Source organism: Seinonella peptonophila (assembly GCF_900129355.1).
In the GTDB taxonomy this organism is placed as follows: domain Bacteria; phylum Bacillota; class Bacilli; order Thermoactinomycetales; family Thermoactinomycetaceae; genus Seinonella; species Seinonella peptonophila.
In genome coordinates, this window is sequence record NZ_FQVL01000008.1 from 64,242 (window position 1) to 89,285 (window position 25,044).

A 25,044-nucleotide genomic window follows, 5' to 3' on the forward strand; every position below is an offset into this window, starting at 1 on the left:
GAAAGCAACTTATCTGAGGTGATCAAAAATGAAACCAGTGATTCAACTGAATCAGGTACACAAACGCTTTACTGACAAAAAAGTTGTTCAGAATCTATCATTTGAAATAGAGAAAGGAAGCTTTGTCGCATTACTAGGCCCCAATGGAGCCGGTAAAACAACAACAATATCCATGATGCTTGGATTAATCAATCAAACGAGCGGACAAATTCTCCTCTTTGGAAAAAAGCCTGAAGAGACAGCAGTCAAAAACCGGATTGGCGCTATGTTACAAGATGTACATCTAATTGATGACTTAACTGTAGAAGAATTGATCGATTTATTCCGTCATTACTATCCAAAGTCGTTGCCATTAGATTATTTATTAGCAGTTTCCGACTTACAGAAGAGTCGCAAAAAAATCGCTCATTCGCTTTCCGGAGGGCAAAAAAGACGGCTTAGCTTTGCCTTATCACTTGCTGGTGATCCTGATCTTCTATTTTTAGATGAACCAACTGTAGGCATGGATATTATTTCGCGTCAATTATTCTGGGATACAGTTCGCAAACTAAAAGAGCAAGGAAAAACGATTATTCTTACTACACATTACCTTGAAGAGGCAGATAAGATGGCCGATCGGATCATCATGATCGATCAAGGCAAACTGATCGTAGATGGAACACCAACAGAATTAAAAAAATCCACACTAGGGAAATCGATATCTTTCATCGTTGATCAAAAGACTACTACTCAAAAACTATATCAATTTCCTGGTGTTACAGATGTGGTCTGGGAAGGCGAACGTGTCAAGCTATATAGCCAAGATACTGATCAATTAATAAGAGAACTAATTAATAGTCATTTAAAAATGAAAGAAATTGAAATCTCAAATAGTAATTTGGAAGAAGCATTTCAACACTATGTAGAAAAAGCAAAAATTTCTTAGGAGGAAGATGAAAATGAGCATGTTTTTTGCCCAATGTAAAGCTGAATTTATCCGTTTGCTTCGTAGAAAAAAGACTTGGTTTACATCTCTATTGCTACCCACTATTCTATACTTTGTCTATGATCAATCCCATGGAACTGGAAAGTTCAATGGCGCTGATATTTCAACATATCTATTAATGGCGATTGCCTGTTTTGGACTGGTTATGACGAGCGTTAATACACTATCCGTTCAATTCGCTGATGAACGAAAACAGGGATGGACTCGGCTATTAAAGATGACCCCGCTACCAAATTCATACTACTTATCTGCTAAAATAGTGAGTCAGTTTATCATTAATTTAAGCTCTCTAGTATTCCTATTCTTAATTGGAGCCTTTACACAAGGGGTCGAATTATCATTATGGCAGTGGATTTCATGCACAGTGTGGATTCTACTCGCCACAATCCCTTTTATGACCTTAGGAATTCTAATTGGTACAATTCGGATCGTTGAAATTGTCCAAATCATCTCTAGCCTGACCATGATGTTACTCTCTCTCCTCGGTGGATTGTTGATGCCAATTCAAACCTTGCCCCACTGGCTACAAAAGTATGCAATCTGGAGCCCTACTTATCGCCTTGGTCAAGGAGCTTGGGATTTAATCGCAGGACATTCTCCACATTTACAAGCAGTATGGATTTTAGCTGGATATGCAATCATCTTTATTGGATTGGCAACCTTTATTATTAAAAGGCAAGAAGCTATATAAAAGCCTCACTCATCATCTTTGATGGTGAGTTTCTATCATTCTTAAAGGAGTTACAACAGGAATAGGCTTAGTAAAGCCCAACAGACCTGTCGACAAAGATAATGAAAAACAAAAAAGCAATTCATATCATTTGGCTAACTTTTTTACTCGCATACTTTTACGATCTATTCCATGAACAAGGACCGAATCGTTGGATCAATCTTTCGCTATTACTCATATTTTCGCTTATTTATGCATTAGGATTAATTCATGACAAATATCAATTTTATTGTACACTAGCCCTGATGGTTATCATTATCATCTGTATTTTTTATTCTCATTCCAATGCTTGGTTCCTTAGTTTCTATCTTGTGATTTTGATTGGGACATTAAAAAAAATCAAGCAGCTGATTACATTACTGGCATTTTTATTTGTTATTTTAATCACAACTATATGGCATGGAAGCAGTCATCTGCAAAATATAGATTGGCTCCTCTCAAATATTCCTTGGATGATTTTTGTGCTTTCCCTTCCAGTTCTCTCTTTTATGGGCAGACGTTCAAAAGAATTAAAAGAAAAATTATCACTTGCTAATGAGGAGATCGCCAAGCTAGTAAAAAACGAAGAAAGGGAAAGAATTTCTCGCGATCTCCATGATACACTTGGACATACGCTCTCTTTACTCACTCTAAAAAGCGAGCTAGCGGAACGCTTGATAGAAAAGAATAAGATAGAAAAAGCGATTCAAGAATTGCAAGAGATTCAAACAACATCTAGAAACGCCTTACAACAGGTTCGACTGTTGGTCTCTGATATGAATATGACCACAATTGCTGATGAACTGATCCGCGCAAAAAAGCTTTTAGCAACCGCAAAAATCACCTTAGAGAGTGATTCAGACATTCATACTCTTTCCATTCCACCATTGATCCAAAATATTTTAGGCATGTGCTTACGGGAAGCCGCTACAAATGTGGTGAAGCATAGCCAGGCAAAAGCTTGTCAATTTAAACTTAAAGAACATCCAGGAGAATGGCGAATGATGCTAATCGATAATGGGATCGGAATCAGCTTAGCAAATATTGATCAATTGAAAACAAATGGAATCCGAGGAATGAAAGAACGATTAGCAATCATCGAAGGGAAAGTTGATTTTATCCCTAGCAAGAGAGGAACCCAACTTCAAATTACGGTTCCTAGAATCAAACACCATCAAGATCGAAAGGAATAAACACATGAAAATCTTTATCGCGGAAGATCAAGGCATGTTACGTGACGCTTTAAGCGCTTTGTTAGAGTTAGAAGAAGATATTGAGGTTATCGGAAAAGCAGAAGACGGTTACAAGGCTTTAGAGCAAATCACTCAGTTAAATCCCGATCTCTGTATTCTAGATATTGAAATGCCGAAGATGACTGGATTAGAGGTGGCTAAGCAGCTAAAGAAAAAACATCATCCCTGTAAAGTGGTCATTGTCACAACATTTGCTCGCACCGGATATCTTCAACGGGCAATGAAGGCTGGGGTGAAAGGTTATCTTCTTAAAGATTTACCGATCACTCAATTAGCTGATTCACTTCGAAAAATTGATCAAGGGGCAAGAATCATCAGTCCAGAACTCTCCTTCTCTTTTTGGGAAGAAGAAAATCCTTTAACAGAGCGTGAACAAGAGATTTTGCAACGGATATCAAAAGGCGAAACTGTAAAAGAGATCGCCCAACATTTATATTTATCCAATGGAACTGTTCGTAACTACATCTCAGAAATTCTCCAAAAATTGGAGGTTAAAAATCGAATTGAAGCAATTACTGTTGCAGAAGAAAAGGGATGGATATAGCTGGATGAATACAAAAATTGACCAATTGAGACATTAAGTTTCAAAAATAAACAACATGGCGTATAATCGGTAGCTAGAGTTGCATTTTATTTTTATTAAAATTAAACCGAAGTAGTTTGATGGCGTGGAGAGATTCATGTTAAAAGTTTGGGGTAGGCAAAAGAGAATCCTCTCCATTCAAGGCGGGAGGTTCAAGTAGCAAATGGAAGATTGTATCTTTTGTAAGCACACAGATAAGATTTTAGAAAATAACCATGCATTTGCGATTTTTGATCAATATCCTGTGAGTAAAGGTCATATTTTAATTATTGCAAAACGACACGTTGCTGATTATTTTTCTTTAACAATTAGAGAAAAGTTTGCAATTGAACAATTATTGGATGCAGCGAAAGAAAAGTTAATCGATGAATATCAACCCGATGGTTTTAATATTGGAATCAACTGTGGTCAGGCTGCTGGACAGAGTGTCCCTCACACTCATGTTCATCTCATTCCTCGCTATGTGGGTGACCTAGAGAATCCATTAGGTGGTGTTCGCGGAGTGATCCCTGACAAACGGCTATATCCTTAAATTCAAAGAGTCGCACAAGGACAAAACACAATCCACCAAAAAAATACAAGCTCTACCAGTAAAAAATCTCCAACAACAACCAATCACGAAACGCACCGTAATCCAACTACACATTCCAATCAATGGCAAGCAAATGCTACATATCAATCATGTGACATGGTTACATATAAAGGAAGAACCTATGTAGCGAAATGGTGGAATGTAAATCAAGCCCCCAAACCCAAGAGTAGAACGGAAACCCTTGGTTCAAATTACATTAAAAACCAATCCGCATAGGATATGGTTTTTATTTTGCACAAAAATGTCACTATTTATTTCATAAAATTAATCATTCGGGTATTGATATTTCTCCTGCTTACGGTTATCATATGAATGGTTCGTATATGAAACATTATCATCTAAATGTTTTGGGGTGTGAAAAATGTTAAGCCAGGACCAGGTTCACGAGTTATTCCAAGCACTAAGACATAGTGGAAAAGTGATGCACCAAATATTTCAGCTTGAGCTTAAAAAAGTAGGGTTAACTGTTCCACAAGCACGTGTATTAAAAATTCTGTATGAAAAAGGAAAACAATCACAAGTCGAGCTAAGCCGTGAACTGGACTCCTCGATGAGTTCCTTGAGCGGAATGATTGATCGGATGGAGCGAATGGGACTTGTTGTACGCCAACGAGATGGAAAAGATCGTCGGATTGTACAAATTGAATTAACGCAAAAAGCTCAGGAACTAAAGAGTGACCTTCCTGCCGAAGGGAAATTTTTCCGCAAATACACCGAGAGCATGTCCACTGAGGAAATCATTAACCTGACTCACCACCTCAAACGTTTCACACAATCTTTGGAAGAAGGGCTAAAGAAATGGAACAAACAGTAGAAAAGAATAGACGCTTTCCTTGGGCAATCAGTGTCATTGTTTTACTGGTTCTGATCGGGGTCGGCGTTGCTCTTTACATGTACAATCAATCTTCACTCTATATACAGACCGATAATGCAAAATTAACTGTCGATCAAGTGACCATTTCCGCTAAACAGAACAGCAAGCTAGCTACTTGGGACATTCAACAGGGAACCTCTTTACAGAAAAATCAAAAATTAGGCTCTGAGCAACCATTGACAGCAGGAACCAATCCAACTGGTCAAACAGCTCAAACGAAGCAACCAACTGCTTCCGCTAGTGATATTGTCTCACCTATTGCTGGTACTGTGATTCAGAATCGTCTCCAAGCTGGACAGTCGGTAACTCAAGGTCAACCATTGGCTGTTGTAGCTGATCTATCCAAAGTTTATGTCTTGGCATATGTTGACGAAGATCAAATTCACAATGTTGCTGTTGACAAAGATGTTGACATCACGTTTGACGCATACAAGGATCAAACCTTTAGTGGTAAAGTGGCAGAAATCGGAAGCACTGCTGGTAAGTTTGCACAAAGCAGTGCAATTCTTAGCACAAGCACAGATAAAAAAGAAATGGAACGCGTTCCAGTGAAAATTGAAATCGACCATTTCTCTGTTAAATATCCGGTTATTGGACTCAATGCATCTGTGAAAATTCACAAATAATGTACGGAGGTAGTGGGAAACGATGAGTACGAAACGAATGATATTAATCAATACAGTCATCTTTATTGTGATTGCTGCAATCGCCATTGGTGGCTATGCCTACTATTCGGAAGCAGCCAACTATGTTAAAACGGATGACGCGAAAATTACCGGTGATTTGATGCCTGTAACAACTGATACAGCGGGTAAAATTACGGACTGGCAAGGAACCGTAGGAAAGACTTTTAAAAAAGGCGATGTAATAGGTAAAGTCGCACTTCCAACTGGAACAAAAGATATTACAGCACCGATTGATGGAACCATTGTACAAAACAAAACCAATAACGAACAATTAGTGGCACCTGGTCAACCCATTGCACAGATGGTAGATCGGAACAAGCTCTATGTATTAGCAAATATTGAAGAGACTTCATTAGAAGATGTAAATATTGACCAAGATGTTGATATTCAAGTAGATGCTACCTCAAACAGCAAGATTAAAGGCAAAGTAAAAGAGATTGGACAAACAACCAATTCTGTCTTCTCCTTATTGCCTGCTGATCAGTCAAGTGGAACCTATACAAAGGTTGTACAAAGAATACCTGTAAAAATAGAATTAGACTCTTATCCAGAAGAGATTGTACCTGGAATGAATGCAACAATCTGGATTCATAAATAATTTAACTACTTTAGTTTAGAAAGGGAGGGGACAAAAGTGCCTACTGAAGAAGGCAACGGCATACGCCAGCATATTCCGTTGATTATTGTCATCATGTCTGGTATGTTTCTGGCAGTTTTAAACCAGACGTTGCTCAGTGTCGCAATCCCTCATTTTATCAACGAATTTCAAGTAACAGCTACCACTGCTCAGTGGTTAATGACCGGCTATATGCTGATTAATGGTGTCTTGGTACCGATGTCCGCCTACTTAATTGAACGTTTTGGAACCCGCAATCTCTTTATTGGTTCCATGTTGTTCTTTACAATTGGCTCATTCATTTGTGGTATTGCCATGACTTTCCCCATCTTACTTACAGGACGATTAATTCAAGCAATCGGTGCTGGAATTTTGATGCCTCTGTGTATGACGATCATTCTCTATATCTTTCCCCCTGAAAAACGAGGAAAAGGAATGGGGATCGTTGGATTAGGAATTATGTTTGCTCCTGCGATTGGACCAACACTTTCAGGATGGGTAATGGAACATTATAGCTGGCGCCTTCTATTCAATGGGATTGTGCCATTATCCATCATCATTCTTATCATTGCTACGATTTTAATGAAAGAAGTAAAAGAGAAAAGTAATCCTCAATTTAGTTTTCTTGGCTCACTTCTCTCAACCCTAGGCTTTGGTCTTTTTATTTATGGATTGAGCCAAGCAGGTACAGATGGTTGGACAGACCCAATTGTACTTAGCTGTATCTATGCTGGGTTGATCGCGATATTAATCTTTATCTATCAGCAGTTACGTGCTAAAAATCCGATCCTTAACTTTCGCATCTTTAAATATGACATGTTCTCATTATCAACATTAATCAGCATGATTGTCACCATTGCAATGTTCTCAGGCATGTTTCTACTGCCAATCTATCTCCAAAACCTAAGAGGTTTTTCACCGCTTGAATCAGGTTTATTAATGCTTCCTGGTGCAATTGTGATGGGAATCATGTCACCAGTCTCTGGCTATCTTTTTGACAAAATAGGTCCACGATGGCTTGCCGTTGTAGGGATGGCGATTACGACCGTCACAACATGGGAATTTACCCATCTAACATTAGATACAAGTTATAACTACATTTTGACAATCAATATTATTCGTTCGCTCGGTATGTCCTTGTTGATGATGCCGATTATGACTGCTGGGCTGAACCAGCTTCCGCGTGAAGAGAACTCACATGGAACAGCAATGTCTAACACGATGCGTCAAGTGGGTGGCTCTATTGGGATTAGCCTTTTCACCACGATCTTTACAATACGCACAGATTTCCATCTCGCTCATTTAAAAGAACAAACCAACCTATTCGATCCACTGTTCCAACAGATGTTTCAAACGTTGAGCAATGGTCTTGCTGCCGTCACTGGAACACCTCCTGGAACAAGCCAACAATTAGCTACGGCATTGTTGGGTGGCCGCGTTGGTCAATCATCTGCTGTTTCGGGAATTAATGACGCTTTTTACTGGGCAACTGCTTTCGCTCTAGTCGGCTTTATTCTCAGCTTCTTCTTACGCGATGTCCGTCGAGATAAGAAGCCTGAGCTGGCTGTAAAAGAGCCAAATCAACCTTCACCAGACTCAGCAGAAGTTGTAGAAGAACCTGCATCATCTGAACCTGTACCAAAAGAACAAGCACAACCCATTCCATCAGCATAAAAAATAGCCCCCTTTATTGGGGGTTTTCGTTTATTTTTCTGGTAAAACTAAGTCGCCTTCTGGATCGAGCCCTAAGCTAGCCGCATATTTTTTTGCACCTTCTTCATCATGTTTCTCTATAAATGCATTAATAATCATCTGATGTCGACGGCGATCCATTTTTATTTTTTTGCGCAATGACATCATTGTTTGTACATCATCGGACAAACCTGCTTGCTCAAAGCGCACCTCGGGTAGATCACTTGAGATGTTAAGTAATTTCGCTTTCTGATTCGTTCGCTCCAAATAGGCAACCACAACATCCATGTAGTTTCGATCTAAGCTGAGTACTCGTTCATATTGTCCAGCGCGTAGATAAGTAAAGATTACCGCTTTCTGATCTTCACGATCTAACTTCTTAAAATCAATCTTGGCAAATTCCTTTGAGGCATTTGTAAAATCTTGGATAGCCGCATAGCGTAACCCTGCTAAAGCTGGACTACTCTGGCTGCCAGCAAAGGATAGAGGCTGAAAAGAATTTTGGATCATCAGATAGATGATGGTTAAGAATAATAAAGAACCGATTGTTAACAAAGATAATATATAAAGCAGTTTATGACGACGTAACGCTTTAAACCAATCTATTAAGCGTTGTCGTCTCCCAGGCAACAATGGTAACTGATCTCCCTTTTTTCCTGAATCAGTTAAAGCTAGGAAAGCAGGCTTCTTCACGATAGGCGGGGTTGTTTTCTGTTCTACCTTCTCCAATACTGATGCTTTCTGCTCCACTGCCACTGATTGTCTTTCTTGCTGAATAATGGAGAGTAATTCATTTAAATCAGTTGCCTCCATCCACTTTTTGATCAATGGACGTTCCCCAGCTAATGCTTGTTGATAAGCCTGCTTATTTCCATTTAGACGAATTTCATCAAAGCGTGCTTCCGAAAATAGCAAGAGCAACAGCCGGCGCACTTGATCGATAATCGGTTCTTGTTCATAACCATCGGCAGGCATAAGACCTTTTACACCACGGTAGAGCAACTTTACTCTACCTTGCGCATCAACAAAGAAATTCAAAGGGTGAAAGACGGTTACCAACTGAGTCTGTGTCTCAAAATAATATGCAATACGCACCAATTGATCTACAATTGCCAATTTTACCGGCCGATCCATTGTTCTTCCTTGTTGAAAGGGTAAAAAGCCTGGTTCAATTTGATATAAGAAAAAGAAACTCTCTCGATCATCAGATCGGTTTACTTGGCAAGAAAAACTGAGATCTGGTAACTGAAAGATGGGATCAAGCTCTTTTGGGGTATCGATCATCAGCTCCCGTGCTGGCAACTCAAAGAAGATTTGGTTTTCGTCAATTGCTAATGTTCCTTGATTAAACGATATTTTTTTCATATCAATCACCCTTCTTCTTCGATCATGGATCAAATAGACCTGATACCGGCTCTTCATCCAACCCCTTTGTATGATGAATCATCTGAATGAGTTCTTCGCTTGTTATTTGATCGGATTTCGACCCTTCACCTATCTTACCAATAATCATAATCGTAATCAGGATAAATCCAATCAATGGTAAAATCCATTTTTTCACGATTACTGGTTTTTTGACGTTTACCCGTTGCATGATCATTTGCAACTTTTGGTATTCTGGGAGACCTCGATGATCTGTCCTTGTCTCTTCAAGAAACTGCACATCGATGGGTCCTTTATCATGATGTTTCATATAATCGCCTCTACTGATAAATCATTTTTACAGCCAAATGTGAATTTGGAACCTCATGTTCAGTAAAAATTTGATTCAAATCCGGTAAATAACTGGTACAATCTCCCTTTTGGATCAGTTACAACAATTGAACGCTCTTGTTCATGAATCATATTCGTTAAAATATAAGACTTCGTTTTCCCTGATCCTGGCGATCCAACTATAAATACATTTCGATTCGGTATCTTTGTCTACTCCGAAAGAATCACTGGTTTATTTTTATATACTCCTGATATCAAACTCGATGGATTTTTGAGATTCTCATTACTGCTGCGATTCCATGTATTTCGGGCAAAGGCTTGATCATTAAAAATCTCTTTTGCTTCAGCAAAACGCGCAGTTTCATAAGCACCATAGATAGCTGCTTCATTGAAATTTTTCCCTTTTAATTTATTATATAACCAAATTCCAAAAAATAGAGCGATGATTGTTAAAACAATTTGCCTCTTTACAAATGATGATTGTTTTGCAGCACCTGAGAAGACTTAGCAAGTTGCTGATAGAAAAAAGAAAAGGGATCAATCTTTTGATGATAGGCGCCTAGAAGGAACGGTTAGCATCGACTACCTTTTGCCATAACCTTCCAAATAATTCTATGCCAATTGATCCACAATTCTTCTCAGCCGTCCTCACACCCAAAGCCACGGTCTTGATCAATTCCTTTGTCTCGATCTGGCGAAGAAATTCTAATGCATGGAACTTCCCTTTTGTCGATTCTAGTAATGGCATTTGTCGATAAGAAACAGATTTTTCCTCTAAAGTATTGGGATCTTGAAAGACCAGTTTTCCATCCCGCACTTCTTGAAAAGATGAAAACGATGGGTTGCTTTGATTTGGGTCTTGCCGTTCAACTAATCCCATTGGGTCTTTCATTTCCTTTGGCTGAATGTCAGGCGTGGGTAACTGCTCCCTAACCTCCTTTGTCATTTGAATCTCAATTCTTTTGATCATCTCATCACGCGCACGTTCCGCATATTCAGCTAACTCTCGTTTCTTCATTTCTTGCTCATAAATCCTTAATAGAAGATCAATAAAAAATTCAATAATTCCCTTCGCCGCCTGATCTATCTCTCTACTCTGCTGAACGATGAGAAATCCCTTCCTATTAACAGCCTATTCACTCTATTTACTCACTTAATTATAGTCGAAATTTAGCGAGCTACCAATACTAATGCGCATAAATGAGGAACCCGATTTGGGTTCCTTTCGATTTTTATTGAATTACACCACATGCAATTCGTTTTCCTGAGTCTCCACTTGGGTCCGTTTTGTAGTCATCTATCTTTTCATGAATGACAATCGATGTTCCACCAAAATGGAATAATGAATGTGCTTGACCTTTTTGTAATGTTACCCCTGCTAGGACTAGACTCGCATTTGCCTTTCCTGTTGAGTCGACTGTTAGGTTTAACATGTCACCCATATGTTTTCCTTTTGGATTCTTCTCACCATGTTCTTTATGAGTTGGGTTAAAATGCTTTTTGGCTGATTGAAAGTCGGGCAAGGTACATTTGCCTACTTCATGAATATGTAATCCATGTTGACCTGGGGCAATATTGGTAACGGCTAACTCCATTTTCACCCCATTTTGTACTTCTTCAAATGAAGCAGTCCCCACACTTTTACCTGTTTGATCGATTAATTTTGCTGTTGCTCGTTGTGGCTCATTTTTTACCTTTTGCGGTTGCTTCGATCCCGTAGCCGCTTTATCTAATGACATACATCCTGCTAACACTGTTACCATGATCATAAAAAGTAGTAATACTCGGCTCATCAGAAACCTCCTCCTTAGCACATTTGTTTTATAAAAGTATATCATATGTAATCTGAAAATTAATAATATATCATGATCAAAAAATGTACGAACTTAGCAGGAATGGACAATTAATCATTGAAAAATTATGATATTACTCAATTTTCAGGAAAAAGAGGTGTGGTTACATGTCGGAACAAGTCAAACTACAAATAGTAGGAATGAATGAGGAGACAGCTATGAAAAAGATAGAAACCGCATTGTACCAACTGCCTGGACTGATCGAAGCCAATGTTAATGTTGAAAAACAATTTGTCCAAGCCATATATGAGCCTGAATTAACAGGCCCCTATCGACTGCAAGAGGCAATTGAAAAATTAGGTTTATCGGTTATTTTAGACCAACCCCATTTAAAGCCTGTTCCCGCTCAGTTAGATAGCGATTTTACAGCCGAACCAAACATCCCTGTTGAAGAAGTTGCCGCAACAATCGCAGCTTCAACGTCTATTCAAGATGGATCAGTATGTGAGCTATGCCCCCCCACCAAACAATGGGAATTTCCTGCTACTCCTTCACTGGATAAAACTTGGATAGCGATTATGCTGACCATTCCGCTTCTATGGTCATTGTTAAGTGAAATATCAATCTTTTCCTTCTTCTACATACCGACATTATTTACAAATCCGTGGTTCCAATTGCTACTCGCAACTCCACTACAATTCTTTTGGGGCTCGCCTTATTATAGAAAAGCATGGAATTCACTACAAAATCGCCAAATCAATATAGATGTCTTAATCATGTTGGGGACTTCATGCGCTTATTTATATAGTCTGATTACCCTTCTATTTCCAAGGCAAGAACCAGACCCTCATTTTGAAACAAGCGCACTTTTGATCACGCTTTTTCTGGTCAGTAAATGGTTAGAGAAAAAAATAGAAATACATCAGATTGATCCGATTCGGCAGCTAATCGATTTACAGATAGCTCAAGTTACACGAATTAAGGGTGAAGATGAACAAACAGTTCCTTTGGAACAAGTAGTGGTTGGTGATCATTTACTTGTAAATCCAGGTGAGAGGATTCCAACTGATGGAGAAGTGATCATCGGAGAATCGATGGTAGATGAATCGATGATTATGGGACGCAAAGAAAACAGATCCCTAAAACCAGGGGATCGCGTGATAGCAGGTACATTAAATGGACATGGACAACTAACAATTTGTGTGCAATCGATTGATCAAGATACGATTTTAGCCAAAATTATTCAGGCCGTTCGCTCTGCACTTCAAGTAGAATCATCTATGCAAAAAATGGCCCAACGTGTTTCAACCTATTCTGGACCGACCATTCTGGCGATCTCATTACTCACACTCATAATTGGGTTATTCAAGCACTTTGTCCCCTCACTGGAAGCAGCTATCGCAGTGCTTGTCATCTCTTGCCCATGTATCTACCAAATCGCCACCCCCATCATGATCATCCTAGGACTCGGCAAAGCAGCTCAGCATGGCATCATTTTCTCAAGCTGTGAACAATACGAACAAGCATATGAAATCGACACCATTCTACTAGAAAAAACCGGGGTTCTAACTGCTGGAAAGCCTGAGCTTGTCGATATTATCCTCTACTCTGGACAATCTGAATACCAACTGCTACGTTTTGTTGGTTCATTAGAAAAGCAAATCGATCATCCGCTTGCCCATGCCATTGTATCCGCCGTTGAAGAGCGTCAGATTCAGCTTACGAGTGTTGATCAATATACAAAGTTACCTGGGTATGGGGTTCATGGACGAGTAGAAGGAAAAACGGTCACTGTGGGCAACCGCAAACTGTTAAAACAACAAAGCATCAACACCGAAGCGATTGAAGATCAGCTCCGGATGCTAGAAGCAGAGGGGAAAACGACAATCTTAATTGCCATCGATCACCGAATCGCTGGTATCCTTACTTTTCTAGACCCATTTCGTGAAGGAGCGGTTCACGCGATCCGTCGTCTGCGAAAAATGGGGATTGCGATTCAATTAATGACAGGTGATAGTCGTCGTACAGCAAATATGATTGCACAAACAGCAGGCATTCGTTATGTCTTGGCAGATGCACTATGCAGTGGCAAAGAAGCTGAGATCAAGCGTCTTCAGCAACAAGGCCGAAAAGTAGCAGTGATACATACTGCTACTGATCCAGTTCCGTATTCGACTACAGCAATGCAAATTCAACTTGATAGCGGGGCTTCTATTTACCCTTCTTACGGACAGTTACAAATTATAGAGCGTCATTTGCATCAAGTTGCTGCTGCTTTAGAGAGCAGTCGTCAAACATTTCGCAAGGTGAAAATGAATCGTTTCTGGGTAGGTGCTTATCATCTGATCTTTATTCCACTTGCTACAATGGGCTTTCTACCACCGGAGATGGCGGGTGCAGTTATGGTCACCAGCTTTGCTATACTAGCGTTTTATGCATATCATCAAGTGTTAAAAATAAACACCCACCCATAGATTTCGTTAATCAATTTGCATCAATGGTCAACTGCCGAGCCAGGTTCTACTCCCTCGCATAAGATAAGTTTGAGGGAGGTGATAAACGTGGGCTGGGAATCTAGAAGACATCGTCGGATCGTTCACTTTGGTCCTTCCATTCATATTCATAGAATTTGTCCTGGAGAAACCAGAAGAGTTCACTGCGGATTTCGCCATCGCCATCGTCGAAGAATAGTGAGACTTCATATTCGAGAAGGAGAACTACTCATTGTAAAATGCAAAAGAAGCCGTAGACGTTTTGCCTTTGCTGCTGTTCCATTGGAATGCCTAAGATGCGTTCGTTTCGTCACCGTATTCGGCAATCACACCGTCAAGATACACAGAAGAGAGCACAGAAGAGAGCATTGTCAATGGTAATCATCCCACATCAATTGGACATGGGGAGCTTTCCGCTCCCTAGGGTCCCGGGCTAAGTAAAATAATAAGCCTGCATTCGATAGATTTAGATTGTTCAAAATGCTATTCTGTTATTACATACAGCTATCGTTCATCTGGAAGGGAGCAAAACCAGACGAATTCCAATGCTGGAGCATGTTCATACCCAAAAACCAAGGGTCATCTAACGGAGAAACATTGATTACACAAATTCAGCTTCCTCTCGATGGAAAACACGTCATAGACGAGTGCTATGTTGGGCTCACTCCAACACATGGGACTTCATATCTCGTCAACCGAGCTATGCTGCTCGACCCCGCGACTCATTGCGCGAAGCTGTGCATGTTCCCGATCTACGGCTGGATGGCTGGGGAGATGCAGCCGAGCGCCTGGCTGATTAAGTTGTTCAGCCCGCTCAACCAGCTCGTCAAGCTGTTCACCCGCAGCCCTCTTCAGTACCTTCAGGGCGTGTGGATGACCCCTGATCAAATCCACATCCTCGTCCGAACGAAGAACGGTCTCATCATCGAGCCACGACACCACGGTGACAAGCCAGTCAAGAGTGATAACGAGGGCTAATCTGTACAACCTTTAAATCAAAACCACCTTCCCTTGGTGTGGAACCTTGGGAAGGTGGTTTTGATATGTAGATCGATTGATTAGAAAAGCTGAATCTGAAAATCTCCTTCGATATATGTATATATTTCTTCGATTTGTCAATTATATACTCTTTTATATCTGATAAGCTATAAGTAGAAACATGTTTTTTATCCCCTTGCTACTCTAATGGCTACGGCTTCCATCATCTTCGATAATCTGCATAAAAAACGCATATCCTATCAAAGACTGAAATTTGCTAAGAGGTAGGGAATGATATGCCATTTAAACAACAAATTCAAACTAATAAACAAAAAACCATCTTACTTGTTGCTATCTTTATCGCTTTTGTACTATTCATTGGCTCGACTATTACTTATCTACGATCAGAAAATTGGGTGTCTGGATTTATTATCGCATGCGTGATCGGGCTGATCTATACAGGAATTATGATTGCCTCCAGTACACGTATGGTGATGGCGATGAATCATGCAACTGAAATTGACCATCCTGAGCAGCACCCCTATCTTTGGCAAATGATTCAACGATTAGCGAATCGTGCAGAAATACCGATGCCCAAAATCTATATTATTGAAGATAATAGCCCCAATGCTTTTGCGACTGGTTTATCACCGCAAAAAGGCGCTGTTGCTATGACAACAGGTCTGCTGCATTTACTTGATCAAGATGAAGTGGAAGGCGTACTTGCTCATGAAATAGCCCATATAAAAAATTATGATGTTCGTCTTGCTACCATCGCCATCTCGCTTGTTTCGGCTGTTGCCCTATTAAGTAATCTAGGAAGCCAGTTCCTAATCTTTAGCGGGGGACACCGAGATGATGAGCGCCAAAATCCGCTTACACTTATTATTTCACTCCTGATGTTATTTTTAGCCCCTTTGATTGCTACCTACATTCGCCTTGCTATCTCTCGAAATCGTGAATACTTAGCCGATGCTTCAGGGGCAGCACTGTGTCAAAACCCACTTGCGCTCGCTTCCGCTTTGCGGAAAATCTCTGGTATCCCAATACCTGTACAAGCTGCTAATCCTTCATCTGCGTCGCTCTATTTTGCTGATCCATTAAAAAAACAACTTGCAGCTTTATTTTCCACTCATCCACCAGTTGAAGAACGTGTAGCCAGATTGGAAGCCCTGTATCACAATAGATAAAAGATATGGTCGCTTGCCAAGCGATAAAATAGAACAGTATAATCAGATTGTATGACTTTAAAAAAATGAATTTGTACGCAATTCTTCAGTTGATTTTGAATTGAAGACAAACCTATATTGCGGTCTACATCGATCAGAAGTTAAATCTTGAAGATAGATATTGTTTTTTCTAATAACGATTGATTTTATCCTCATATAAAAGAAGGAATTTCCCATATGGCACAGCACATATTAGTGGTGACTGCAGTCTCCGCCGAACAGGAGGCTGTTTTACATGGTTTGGGATCGGCAAGCCACATCGATGTAATCGTAGGCGGTGTTGGTTCATTTTCCACTGCTGTTAAAACCACACGAAAATTAAGTGAACAATCATACGATCTTGTCATCTCGGCTGGAATTGCTGGCGGTTTTGCAGATCGAGCCCCTGTTGGTTCTGTTGCAGTTGCAAATCGAATCATCGCAGCAGAATTAGGAGCAGAGTCTGAAGCAAGCTTTTTACCAATTGAAGAACTTGGTTTTGGTAGCTCCGTTATCTCAATGCAAGACCGGATACTGGCGCCTATTATTCGCAAGCTTCATGATAGCGAACTAGTTTCCCAAGTCGGTTCGATCTTATCCGTTTCGACAACTACAGGGACAACAAACACAGCTACAACTTTGCTACAACGCTACCCCGATGCCATTGCAGAAGCAATGGAAGGCTTTGGTGTTGCAATGGCAGCACATGAATTTTCAATACCTGTCCTTGAAATTCGCACCATTTCAAACGTGATTGGACCTCGCGATCGCGAATCCTGGAAAATTGTCGAAGCCTTAAACATGCTGACATCTGTTAGTAAACTACTTGCGGAGGTATACTGATGCAGATTGCTTTTTCACCTTGTCCAAATGATACATTTGTCTTTCATGCATGGGTACATGGACGAATCCTAGAAGCTTCTAAGCTGGACGTTATCTATGCTGACATTGACCAAACCAATGAATTAGCACTTCAAGCTAATGCCCCAGATATTTTAAAAATTTCTTATGCTGCGCTTCCTTGGGTTTTGTCTGAGTACGCTTTGTTGCCATGTGGCGGAGCTTTAGGTAGAGGTTGTGGCCCTTTAGTACTGATCTCGGACAAGCATGACCCAAACAAAGAGCATAGCCGCTTAACAGGCGCACGAGTGGCAGTACCTAGCGAACGTTCGACTGCTTATCTACTTTTTCGACTCTGGGCCAAAGCTGAAGTACCCAGCCAGATCGAGGAAATTGTGGTTATGCCTTTTGACCAAATTATGCCCGCTGTACAACAAGGCACTGTAGACGCTGGATTAGTCATTCACGAAGCACGATTTACCTACCCGCGATATGGATTAACACAACTTGTTGATCTGGGTGAATGGTGGGAGAAAGAAACAGCGCTGCCCATCCCGCTCGGTGCGATCATTGCTCGCCGTTCTCTTGACTTAGCAGCAATCACACGCTGGATTCGAGCATCCGTAACATATGCATGGGAACATCCCACTGCCTCACAAGCATATGTCCTTACCCATGCACAGGAAATGGACAGCCAAGTCGCCCAATCGCATATTGACCTATATGTGAATTCATTTACGCATGATCTAGGAGCAGAAGGTTATGCTGCGATTAAAACTTTGCTCAATCGTGCTGCTGATGAAGGTCTCGTTCCAGCCATTAACCCCAATTTGCTTGCAAATCCAAGTTAAAAGTGGACAAATATCTGTCTCTGATTGCAATAAAGTCACGTGATCGTGTTCGCGGCGACGCTCCAAACGAACTTTCCAGGAGTTAGGGCTGTCACGTTCTGATCATAGCATATTCATATAAGGGGCGTAAAAATATGCCCCTTATATTACATAATATTACCATCATTCAGATTTCGATTTTCGCGCATATGAGAAATAATACATACTCAATGGCCACCAGAGCATAAGAAAGATCGGATAGATTGCCCAAATGGTATGGGGTGTTGTGATAAAGTTTGCTGTAATGAAAAATAACGCACTTAGGATTGTTCCTGCAATGGATAGACCAAAGAAATTTCTTTTATATGAATAGTGTAACGCGATTGGCCACCAAAGCACCAAAAAGGCTATATAGATCACCCATGGGTGATCAGGAGAGAAAAGAAAGTTTAATGCACCATAGTAAAGAATGGTTAACAGACTGACCAATACTGCATATTGAACGGTCTTCGCCCATTTCCCGACATAAAGGGTAATTGGCCACCAAAGGAACAAGTAGGCTGGATAGATCACCCAGAGATGATCAGATGAAGTAAAATAATTGATAAGAGCTAAATATCCAATGGTTAATAAACTACAGATAACCGAATAGAGTTTACTTTGTTTCTTATAGATAAGTAACATGGTAACCGGATAAAGAATGAGAAAAAACGCAGGATATAGGAACCAAGGATGCTCAGGCGATGTGAGATAATTCGTTATTGCTAAAAACAAAATTGTCATCAAACAGGCTGCAATAGAGAACTTTACATGGGCAGCACGCATTTATGTCACCTCCTCTCATCTTGTTTTACGCCAATAATAAAACATAACAGATGGCCACCATAGAACAACAAAGGTCGGATATACAAACCAAATATTATCTGGTGTATAGTAAAAATTTGCAAAGACAAAGAGCGAGATTATGAGTAAGCTACCCCAAATCGAAAACCCTAGATTATATTTCGTATTGTTTTTTCTTAATGGATTTTTTGTTACGACAAGTTCCATCTTAATTTCATCTATATCACCAAATTCTACAATTGCTTTATTAATGGCGTCCTCCTCATCCTTCCCCTGTTCGATCAGATCTTGTACCTTTTCTTGAAGATTTTCATAGATTTCTTGTTTTAACACTTCTTTTTCATCGCTGTCTGGTACATCTGAAAACAGTTTATCTACATGCTTTTTTAGTTTTTTCAATCACAATCCCTCCATAAACAAATCAATAATATTCTTCGCTTCTTGCCATTCCTTTACAATCTCTGAAAGATAAGCTCTACCCAATGGAGTTATCGAATAATATTTTCGCTTTCCACCATGCGAAACACTACCAAAATAAGATTCGATTAATTCTTTTCGATGTAGTCGTTGAAAGACAGCATACAACGTTGCTTCTTTAATCTGAAAACGACCTTCTGTTCGATCTGTTATCTCTTTTGAAATTTCATAACCATAACGATCTTTTTCAGAGATTAAGCGTAAGATGATTGCATCTAAATGGCCTCGTATGATATCGCTGCGAATATTCATTTCCCCCTTCCGACCTCACAATTGAATAGCTCATCCATTTTAAAGCTTATTCTCTTGTTTCTTTGCTCGTAGAAAATCTTTTACATACTGAAAACCAACCAGCTTCTTCCGATTTTCATCCCAAATTCGATAGGACAATGAGCGAAGACTCGACCAGAGTGAGATTGAATTTACCTCTTGAAAAAGGCGATTTTCTTTATGCGCACGGTTTAAATGATAGTTTGGAACACGGGCGCTTAAATGGTGAATATGATGGTAACCAATATTTCCAGTAAACCAATGAAGCAGACGAGGAAGGTTATAGAAGGAGCTTCCTTGGAGCGCAGCATCTACAAAATTCCAATTCTCCTCTTTCTCAAAATAAGCACCTTCAAATTGATGTTGTACATAGAATAACCAAACACCCGCTAGTGAAGATAGCAAAAAGATGGGACCTTGAACAAGTAGAAATGCTTTCCATCCGATCAACCAACAGAGCAGTGAAATAATCGCAACAATGGACACATTGACCAAATATGTGTTGAAACGTTCTCTTTTCTTTGCACCTTTGCGATTAAAACGATTATCTATGAGAAACAGATAGATCGGACCTAAGCCAAACAAAACGAGTGGATTACGATATAGTCGATAAGCAATCCGTTTCCAGCGTGGCAATGCAAGATACTCTTCCACCGTAAGCGTCCAAATATCTCCTTCACCATGATGATCTAAGTTTCCGCTCGTTGCATGATGTCGAGTATGCGAATAGCGCCATTGATGGTAAGGTGTAAGGGTAAAGATGCCTGCAATTGTCCCAATGATTTCATTTGCCTTCCGATTGGCAAAAAAGGACCCATGACAACAATCATGAAAAATGATAAAGATACGAACCATTAAACCAGCCGCCACTATCGAAAATCCAAGTGTGAGCCAGTAAGAAACAGAAAGGCTCCAATATGCAGCATACCAAAGTACAAGAAATGGTACAAATGTATTGATCAACTGCCAAACACTTTTGCCAACACTCGGTTTTTCATAAGGAGATATAATCTTTCTCCAATTATCCTTTTCTTGTTGATTTCGCATTTCGCTTTCCCCCCGCGTCTTTAAAAATTACTTTAATAGATAGAGTAGTTATTAAGTATATTATTCTATCAGATAGAATAATACAACCCCTTTCGTTCAAAAACTTACAAAAAAATCTCTTTTAGATAGAGTAATTATTTTATTGATTGTTCTATGTCATTGAATACTAAGCAAGAAGGGTCGTATATCCATCTACACAAGAAACGGCTGAAGACCGCGAAAAAGCATTTACTGCATGGCAACAGAAGAAGGATGAAGCCGCACAAGGAAAAGAAGAAGATGAACGGTAATTTCGGGATTAGCGACACTTTTTATATCTTTGCGAGTGAAAAAACAAAGAGAACCACTCCTTTATAAGCAAGTGGTTCTCTTTTATTTTGTACGCTACTTCTCCTTTCGATCGTATTACCTATCATGAAAGACATCCGATGTCAGTCTCAGTCCCTCTTTTTCCACTTGTGGTCTACCCACATCATCAACACAAAAACAAGCAGGCAGACTCCACTGAAAGCAACCCAGTACAACGTACTGCTCGTCACGATGCCAAAACTGCCCCCAGCCACAATGAATCCTAGCTGCCCAGCGAGCTGAGTGATCGAAGTTGCCTGTCCTTGATATGGGTCGGCTGTTTCTCGCAGCTCCGATGAGGTTGCACCGATGAACCGACGAATAATCACCCCCAGCACAGTACAGATGAAAAATCCCAGTGGGATAAACCCTCGTTGATCCACAGTCGAGAGAAGAAAACTACATCCAGCAAGTCCCACTAGGCAGACTCGAACCGTCTTGCGGTCATCCTTTGCAAAGCGGTTGGTGATCGGTCCACTAAAAGCGAAACTCAACCAGTATACAAACAGAAGTCCTCCACCCCAGCCACCAAACGTCACAGGTAGAAAGAGAGTGATCAAACGCTGACTCGCACTACCTAGCACAAACGGAAGGGCGATCAGCCACAACCGTATTTGCAAAGAAAGAGAGGCCTTCTCTAGCTCCCTCTTCTCTGCCCTCTCTACTTCAGGCATGTGGGTCACAAGGTAGCGAACTAGGAGAATCATGGCGATTTCGGGCAGCATCCAATAATCTGTCAACTGAACCGCCGTGATCAGGGAGACGACCAGACCAGCAAGACCAGCTGAAACCGCAGTGAAGGGGGACATATAGTCCCGAATCGTTCGAACTTCGTGTATCCTGACAGCGTTCAGGTCCTGAAGTTCCCTTCTCAGTTCCTTCTTTACTTTCTCAGGATTGCTTTTCCAAGAGAAGAAAATCCTCCAGCGATCCCTTTGATGAGAAGCGTTTACCTGTTCCAACTTGGTCAGCTTGGAGAGCTTCCTTTGACGCAGATTCTCCACGTTGCTTTGAGCGACTTCCTCCACCAAGTAAGTGACACAGGTACCGATGTTGGTAGTGGCAAATTGTACCACCGAGGAAATCAGGAAAGGCAGAAGAACCATCATCAGCAACAGCCAAACCTGCTTGGGCAAGTATCCATTCATGCGCGAAATCAGGAAATAGACTATTGCCAGAACGAGGGAGATGTTCAAGCTTATCTTAAGATTTTGCTTGATGTCTCTACGGTCAGCGAAATTGCCCCCAATCTTAGGTCCAAGAAGGCTTCCGGCGACGGCAGCCACAGTTAGTGCCAAGACCCACACGGATGGCGTATGTGCCCGATGAGCCGTAAGTGTCGCCCCGACCGTGACGTACGGAGGTGACCAGGCCAGATAGGCGAAGATACGGAGTCCTCTTCGAAGTCTCAGGAACTCATCCGAGAAAAGCAGCTGCTTGTACATCCCTTTCCTTTCGGGTTGCTGCCATTTAAACATGGCCTTCTAATAGAGATTTCTTTTAGATATCGCTTAATCTATTTTATTTTATCAAAATCATAACCCCAGCAATTTCATTTATACATAATAATCATTACAATAGTTTTATAGTAGTGATTGATTCCAATCAAGGACACGCTCCTTTTTAAATTCGTGAATATAGCTTATCAGATGCTCCTGGGAAAAAATTGAACATAAAGTTACCGCTTTATATTGTTCTTCCTTTTCTTTTGAATTTCACTGTAGTCATAAACGACTTTTAACAATTTTTCTTCCGTTGTATCGCAATTCAACTTAACTAAATCCTTTACATACAAGAATGACTCTCCATCTTCCAATCCGTTAAATGAAACTTTTGATATACATATCTCCTCCATATTTATATGTTTAACAAAACCAGTGATATCGGCTTGCTCTTCGGCCTCATCTATACAAATTGACACGATTAAATTCTTTTTTTGAGCTACCATAAGAGCTTCCCTAAATAAATTCGTCTGTGAATCTACTGATATTTGTATAAAATCTTCATGATGTTGATTCCGAAGATCATACAACAATCTTAGCCTTTGTTCATACTCTCCATTTAAATCTACTCTGAAAATATCGTCTATTCTTCTAATCATATAACCATCGCTTAATCCTTCTGGTGTTATATGTTTCATTAAAAATTGATTCTCTGATAATTGATCAATAAATCCTACTGAAGCAGCGTTCGGTTCATATTGATTTGAAAATACATTAACAACTTCCGTATCTTTGATTGACTGTTCCAATCTAGATAAAAGATCCATATATGCCATCTCCTCATTTAACTATCTAGATTCAGAGAATTGCCTATTTGCAATACTCCTTTTACATGCTTGAAGCTCGGAACAATTTTAAACTATTTTCTTTATTTGATTTATTATTCACGAAAGAGAATTAAGCGATTCGGCGGACCATAATCCTGTTCACCTTCTAAATATGCAAGTTGATCAGGTATACAAGAGATGAGAGAAGGCATCCCATATCCTACTGACTACTTTAATCCTTCGATCAGCAGTAAGTGCTTTCCATCTATTTCGTCATTGTGGGAGATTGGCATAACAAGATTCACCAGCACCATATTCTTTTAGCAAATTTAGTATATATCGATAATCGAAATTTGGTTTTGGAATCCGAATCATATATTGTTCTTTCAAAAAATCCATATAATTATTTAATTTAAATGGGATGATCCCTCTCTTTTTAGTTGATGCTAATTCAAATAGGATTCGATCTTGCACCCTCTTGACAAAGAAACTCTTGACCAATATTTTTTCGTATGCTAAATCCATCACAGCCTCCTTTTTAATAATAGTCAACTAATTATAAATTATATTATATTAGAAATTCATTATTACTTTTTCTATTTATTTCTCTCTAAATAAGGCTCTCCAAGTCTTCACCCCTACCTTCCCATCAACGACTAATCCGTTTCCCATTGCAACAATTCTTCCTCTTTCATCATGAATTTGTTGCCAAGCCCTTACATCCGCTGCTGTTGCGGTTCCATAGATTCCATCTACCAGCTTAGACTTTAATCGTTGTTGAAGCCGTTTGATATCTTCCCCTCTCATCATTGGATGGGTTAATTTCAACAATCGATGATAGTGGGCATCTTTGTCATATCCAGCAGACTGATTCACATCTCCTCCTTGGATTAAACCTATAAACTTATGCCAACCTTCTTGCCGAATCTGATGCGGACAATCCTTACCACTCCAATGATGATGTTGGACAACATGATGCATGGGTATGTTGTGTTGCTCCATCAAACATCGAACAAGCCAAGCCGCATTCTCTTTTGCTTGTTGAAAGTTACCATCCTGATTCACACAGATTTCAATCCCAATGCTAGCCTGATTTCCTTCTCCATTCCTACCATCACCAGCATGCCAAGCCACTTCATCATCCGGCACACTCTGATAGATACTGTTCTCATCTACTGTATAATGCCAACTTGCTACACGTTCTTGATTCCCATTGTATAGTAGATTGGCATGTGCCAGCGCAGTTGCACCATTGCTTTCGTTACCCGTCTCATGGATTGTCACGAACAACGGCGTTCTTTTGAATCCAGGTCGAATTCTTTTAAATTTAGTAGGGATGAACTTCTGGATCATTTTCATTTCTTCACCTTCTCTATTAGGTTCTTTGGACCACTATATAAACCAATACTGCCTAGCCCCAAAATAAGCCCTGTGTAAATGCCTTGCAAAAGACTTCCATATGAAAGATAAACAACTCCAAAGAAAAGACCACAAAATAAAGCAAAAAGCGGGGCCCATTTATGAGGGAGCCCCACTTCTTTCAGCAACGACACTAAGCCTGTGATCAAGCCGATGATGATCACATTGTCATATTCCACCATTTGAATCCCGCTACTAAACACAGAGAAACGTCCTGTTTCCTAAATTTCACCTTCTTTAATCAGTCCTACTTGTTAGAATCTCGCTACTACAGTTGTTTTGATTTTCCACATACTTCCATCTCCGACTAACTTATGGTAGATGGATAAATTCGTTATGTGATTGCATGCACTTTATGGACTTAGGACATTGAGTTTGCGTTTTGTAGCAGGTTACCTCCTTTCAAAACTTGGATTATTCAGGATGCTTTTTCAACTTGTAGACATAGTAATGGTTCCGTCAATATTTCACGCTTCGCCTCCAGTTCAAGATGCGTTGATGTCTTCAAGACACGCATCTGCTTGTTC

30 protein-coding genes are annotated in these 25,044 nt (G+C 40.1%); 15 read left to right on the forward strand and 15 right to left on the reverse strand.

The window, feature by feature from the left end; genetic code table 11:
* The first annotated feature begins 28 nt into the window (after nt 1-28).
* The 10 genes from BUB71_RS13090 (at nt 29) to BUB71_RS13135 (ending at nt 7,972) form a co-directional block, all read left to right on the forward strand.
* Complete coding sequence (locus BUB71_RS13090; protein WP_073155288.1) at nt 29-925, forward strand: ABC transporter ATP-binding protein; 897 nt, start codon at nt 29-31, stop codon at nt 923-925.
* A 13-nt stretch (nt 926-938) separates the two neighbouring features.
* Complete coding sequence (locus BUB71_RS13095) at nt 939-1,676, forward strand: ABC transporter permease (RefSeq protein WP_073155289.1); 738 nt, start codon at nt 939-941, stop codon at nt 1,674-1,676.
* A 101-nt stretch (nt 1,677-1,777) separates the two neighbouring features.
* Nucleotides 1,778-2,887, forward strand: coding sequence for a sensor histidine kinase (locus BUB71_RS13100; protein ID WP_073155290.1), 1,110 nt, complete (start codon nt 1,778-1,780; stop codon nt 2,885-2,887).
* A 4-nt stretch (nt 2,888-2,891) separates the two neighbouring features.
* Nucleotides 2,892-3,491: a response regulator transcription factor gene (locus BUB71_RS13105; RefSeq protein ID WP_073155291.1), complete on the forward strand. Its 600-nt coding sequence runs from the start codon at nt 2,892-2,894 to the stop codon at nt 3,489-3,491.
* A gap of 202 nt (nt 3,492-3,693) precedes the next feature.
* A complete protein-coding gene (locus BUB71_RS13110; protein WP_073155292.1) occupies nt 3,694-4,062 on the forward strand; it encodes an HIT family protein in 369 nt (122 codons plus the stop codon).
* 30 nt (nt 4,063-4,092) lie between these two features.
* A complete protein-coding gene (locus BUB71_RS20345) occupies nt 4,093-4,338 on the forward strand; it encodes a carbohydrate-binding protein (RefSeq protein ID WP_422785146.1) in 246 nt (81 codons plus the stop codon).
* Between the two features lie 145 nt (nt 4,339-4,483).
* A complete protein-coding gene (locus tag BUB71_RS13120; protein WP_073155293.1) occupies nt 4,484-4,936 on the forward strand; it encodes a MarR family winged helix-turn-helix transcriptional regulator in 453 nt (150 codons plus the stop codon).
* A complete protein-coding gene (locus BUB71_RS13125) occupies nt 4,921-5,622 on the forward strand; it encodes an HlyD family secretion protein (protein WP_073155294.1) in 702 nt (233 codons plus the stop codon). Before BUB71_RS13120 ends, BUB71_RS13125 begins: the two co-directional genes overlap by 16 nt.
* Before the next feature lie 22 nt (nt 5,623-5,644).
* The gene (locus tag BUB71_RS13130; protein WP_073155295.1) at nt 5,645-6,280 is read left to right on the forward strand and encodes an HlyD family efflux transporter periplasmic adaptor subunit; all 636 of its coding nucleotides are present in this window, start codon (nt 5,645-5,647) and stop codon (nt 6,278-6,280) included.
* A gap of 36 nt (nt 6,281-6,316) precedes the next feature.
* Nucleotides 6,317-7,972 (forward strand): DHA2 family efflux MFS transporter permease subunit, encoded by a 1,656-nt coding sequence (locus BUB71_RS13135; protein ID WP_073155296.1) that lies wholly within the window; start codon nt 6,317-6,319, stop codon nt 7,970-7,972.
* 30 nt (nt 7,973-8,002) lie between these two features.
* On the opposite strand, the gene BUB71_RS13140 is transcribed toward BUB71_RS13135, so the two are convergent.
* From BUB71_RS13140 to BUB71_RS13160, 5 genes are all read right to left on the reverse strand, one after another.
* Complete coding sequence (locus BUB71_RS13140) at nt 8,003-9,355, reverse strand: type VII secretion protein EssB/YukC (RefSeq protein ID WP_073155297.1); 1,353 nt, start codon at nt 9,353-9,355, stop codon at nt 8,003-8,005.
* A gap of 22 nt (nt 9,356-9,377) precedes the next feature.
* The gene (locus BUB71_RS13145) at nt 9,378-9,683 is read right to left on the reverse strand and encodes a hypothetical protein (RefSeq protein ID WP_073155298.1); all 306 of its coding nucleotides are present in this window, start codon (nt 9,681-9,683) and stop codon (nt 9,378-9,380) included.
* 59 nt (nt 9,684-9,742) lie between these two features.
* Nucleotides 9,743-9,907, reverse strand: coding sequence for a type IV secretory system conjugative DNA transfer family protein (locus BUB71_RS20350; RefSeq protein WP_139279109.1), 165 nt, complete (start codon nt 9,905-9,907; stop codon nt 9,743-9,745).
* Nucleotides 9,908-10,262: 355 nt separating this feature from the next.
* Nucleotides 10,263-10,721, reverse strand: a complete 459-nt coding sequence (locus tag BUB71_RS13155; protein ID WP_073155299.1) for a hypothetical protein — start codon at nt 10,719-10,721, stop codon at nt 10,263-10,265.
* 214 nt (nt 10,722-10,935) lie between these two features.
* Nucleotides 10,936-11,496, reverse strand: coding sequence for a superoxide dismutase family protein (locus BUB71_RS13160; RefSeq protein WP_073155300.1), 561 nt, complete (start codon nt 11,494-11,496; stop codon nt 10,936-10,938).
* A gap of 167 nt (nt 11,497-11,663) precedes the next feature.
* Here BUB71_RS13160 and BUB71_RS13165 point away from each other — a divergent pair, with 167 nt between their 5' ends.
* The 5 genes from BUB71_RS13165 (at nt 11,664) to BUB71_RS13185 (ending at nt 17,865) form a co-directional block, all read left to right on the forward strand.
* On the forward strand, nt 11,664-13,970 hold the full coding sequence (locus BUB71_RS13165) for a heavy metal translocating P-type ATPase (protein ID WP_073155301.1): 2,307 nt from the start codon (nt 11,664-11,666) through the stop codon (nt 13,968-13,970).
* Nucleotides 13,971-14,585: 615 nt separating this feature from the next.
* Complete coding sequence (locus BUB71_RS19145) at nt 14,586-14,966, forward strand: hypothetical protein (protein WP_139279100.1); 381 nt, start codon at nt 14,586-14,588, stop codon at nt 14,964-14,966.
* 296 nt (nt 14,967-15,262) lie between these two features.
* Nucleotides 15,263-16,156, forward strand: a complete 894-nt coding sequence (gene htpX / locus BUB71_RS13175; RefSeq protein WP_073155303.1) for a zinc metalloprotease HtpX — start codon at nt 15,263-15,265, stop codon at nt 16,154-16,156.
* A gap of 216 nt (nt 16,157-16,372) precedes the next feature.
* Complete coding sequence (locus BUB71_RS13180) at nt 16,373-17,017, forward strand: futalosine hydrolase (protein WP_073155304.1); 645 nt, start codon at nt 16,373-16,375, stop codon at nt 17,015-17,017.
* Nucleotides 17,017-17,865 (forward strand): 1,4-dihydroxy-6-naphtoate synthase, encoded by an 849-nt coding sequence (locus BUB71_RS13185; protein ID WP_073155305.1) that lies wholly within the window; start codon nt 17,017-17,019, stop codon nt 17,863-17,865. Before BUB71_RS13180 ends, BUB71_RS13185 begins: the two co-directional genes overlap by 1 nt.
* 162 nt (nt 17,866-18,027) lie before the next feature.
* Here BUB71_RS13185 and BUB71_RS13190 read toward each other — a convergent pair whose 3' ends face one another.
* From BUB71_RS13190 to BUB71_RS13235, 10 genes are all read right to left on the reverse strand, one after another.
* Complete coding sequence (locus BUB71_RS13190; protein WP_073155306.1) at nt 18,028-18,669, reverse strand: hypothetical protein; 642 nt, start codon at nt 18,667-18,669, stop codon at nt 18,028-18,030.
* 15 nt (nt 18,670-18,684) lie between these two features.
* Nucleotides 18,685-19,086: a permease prefix domain 1-containing protein gene (locus tag BUB71_RS13195; protein WP_073155307.1), complete on the reverse strand. Its 402-nt coding sequence runs from the start codon at nt 19,084-19,086 to the stop codon at nt 18,685-18,687.
* Nucleotides 19,087-19,416, reverse strand: a complete 330-nt coding sequence (locus BUB71_RS13200) for a PadR family transcriptional regulator (RefSeq protein WP_073155308.1) — start codon at nt 19,414-19,416, stop codon at nt 19,087-19,089.
* 39 nt (nt 19,417-19,455) lie between these two features.
* Entirely contained in the window at nt 19,456-20,481 is a 1,026-nt protein-coding gene (gene desA, locus BUB71_RS13205) for a Delta(5) desaturase DesA (protein ID WP_073155309.1), read from the reverse strand.
* Between the two features lie 437 nt (nt 20,482-20,918).
* The gene (locus tag BUB71_RS19150; RefSeq protein WP_139279101.1) at nt 20,919-21,638 is read right to left on the reverse strand and encodes an MFS transporter; all 720 of its coding nucleotides are present in this window, start codon (nt 21,636-21,638) and stop codon (nt 20,919-20,921) included.
* Nucleotides 21,639-21,720: 82 nt separating this feature from the next.
* Nucleotides 21,721-21,951: a hypothetical protein gene (locus BUB71_RS19635; protein WP_175552368.1), complete on the reverse strand. Its 231-nt coding sequence runs from the start codon at nt 21,949-21,951 to the stop codon at nt 21,721-21,723.
* A 556-nt stretch (nt 21,952-22,507) separates the two neighbouring features.
* Nucleotides 22,508-23,098, reverse strand: a complete 591-nt coding sequence (locus BUB71_RS13215; protein WP_073155311.1) for a hypothetical protein — start codon at nt 23,096-23,098, stop codon at nt 22,508-22,510.
* A 273-nt stretch (nt 23,099-23,371) separates the two neighbouring features.
* Entirely contained in the window at nt 23,372-23,623 is a 252-nt protein-coding gene (locus BUB71_RS19640) for a hypothetical protein (RefSeq protein WP_073155312.1), read from the reverse strand.
* Between the two features lie 75 nt (nt 23,624-23,698).
* Nucleotides 23,699-24,457: a peptidoglycan recognition protein family protein gene (locus BUB71_RS13230; RefSeq protein ID WP_073155313.1), complete on the reverse strand. Its 759-nt coding sequence runs from the start codon at nt 24,455-24,457 to the stop codon at nt 23,699-23,701.
* The gene (locus BUB71_RS13235) at nt 24,454-24,720 is read right to left on the reverse strand and encodes a hypothetical protein (protein ID WP_217653555.1); all 267 of its coding nucleotides are present in this window, start codon (nt 24,718-24,720) and stop codon (nt 24,454-24,456) included. Before BUB71_RS13235 ends, BUB71_RS13230 begins: the two co-directional genes overlap by 4 nt.
* Nucleotides 24,721-25,044: the final 324 nt, after the last annotated feature.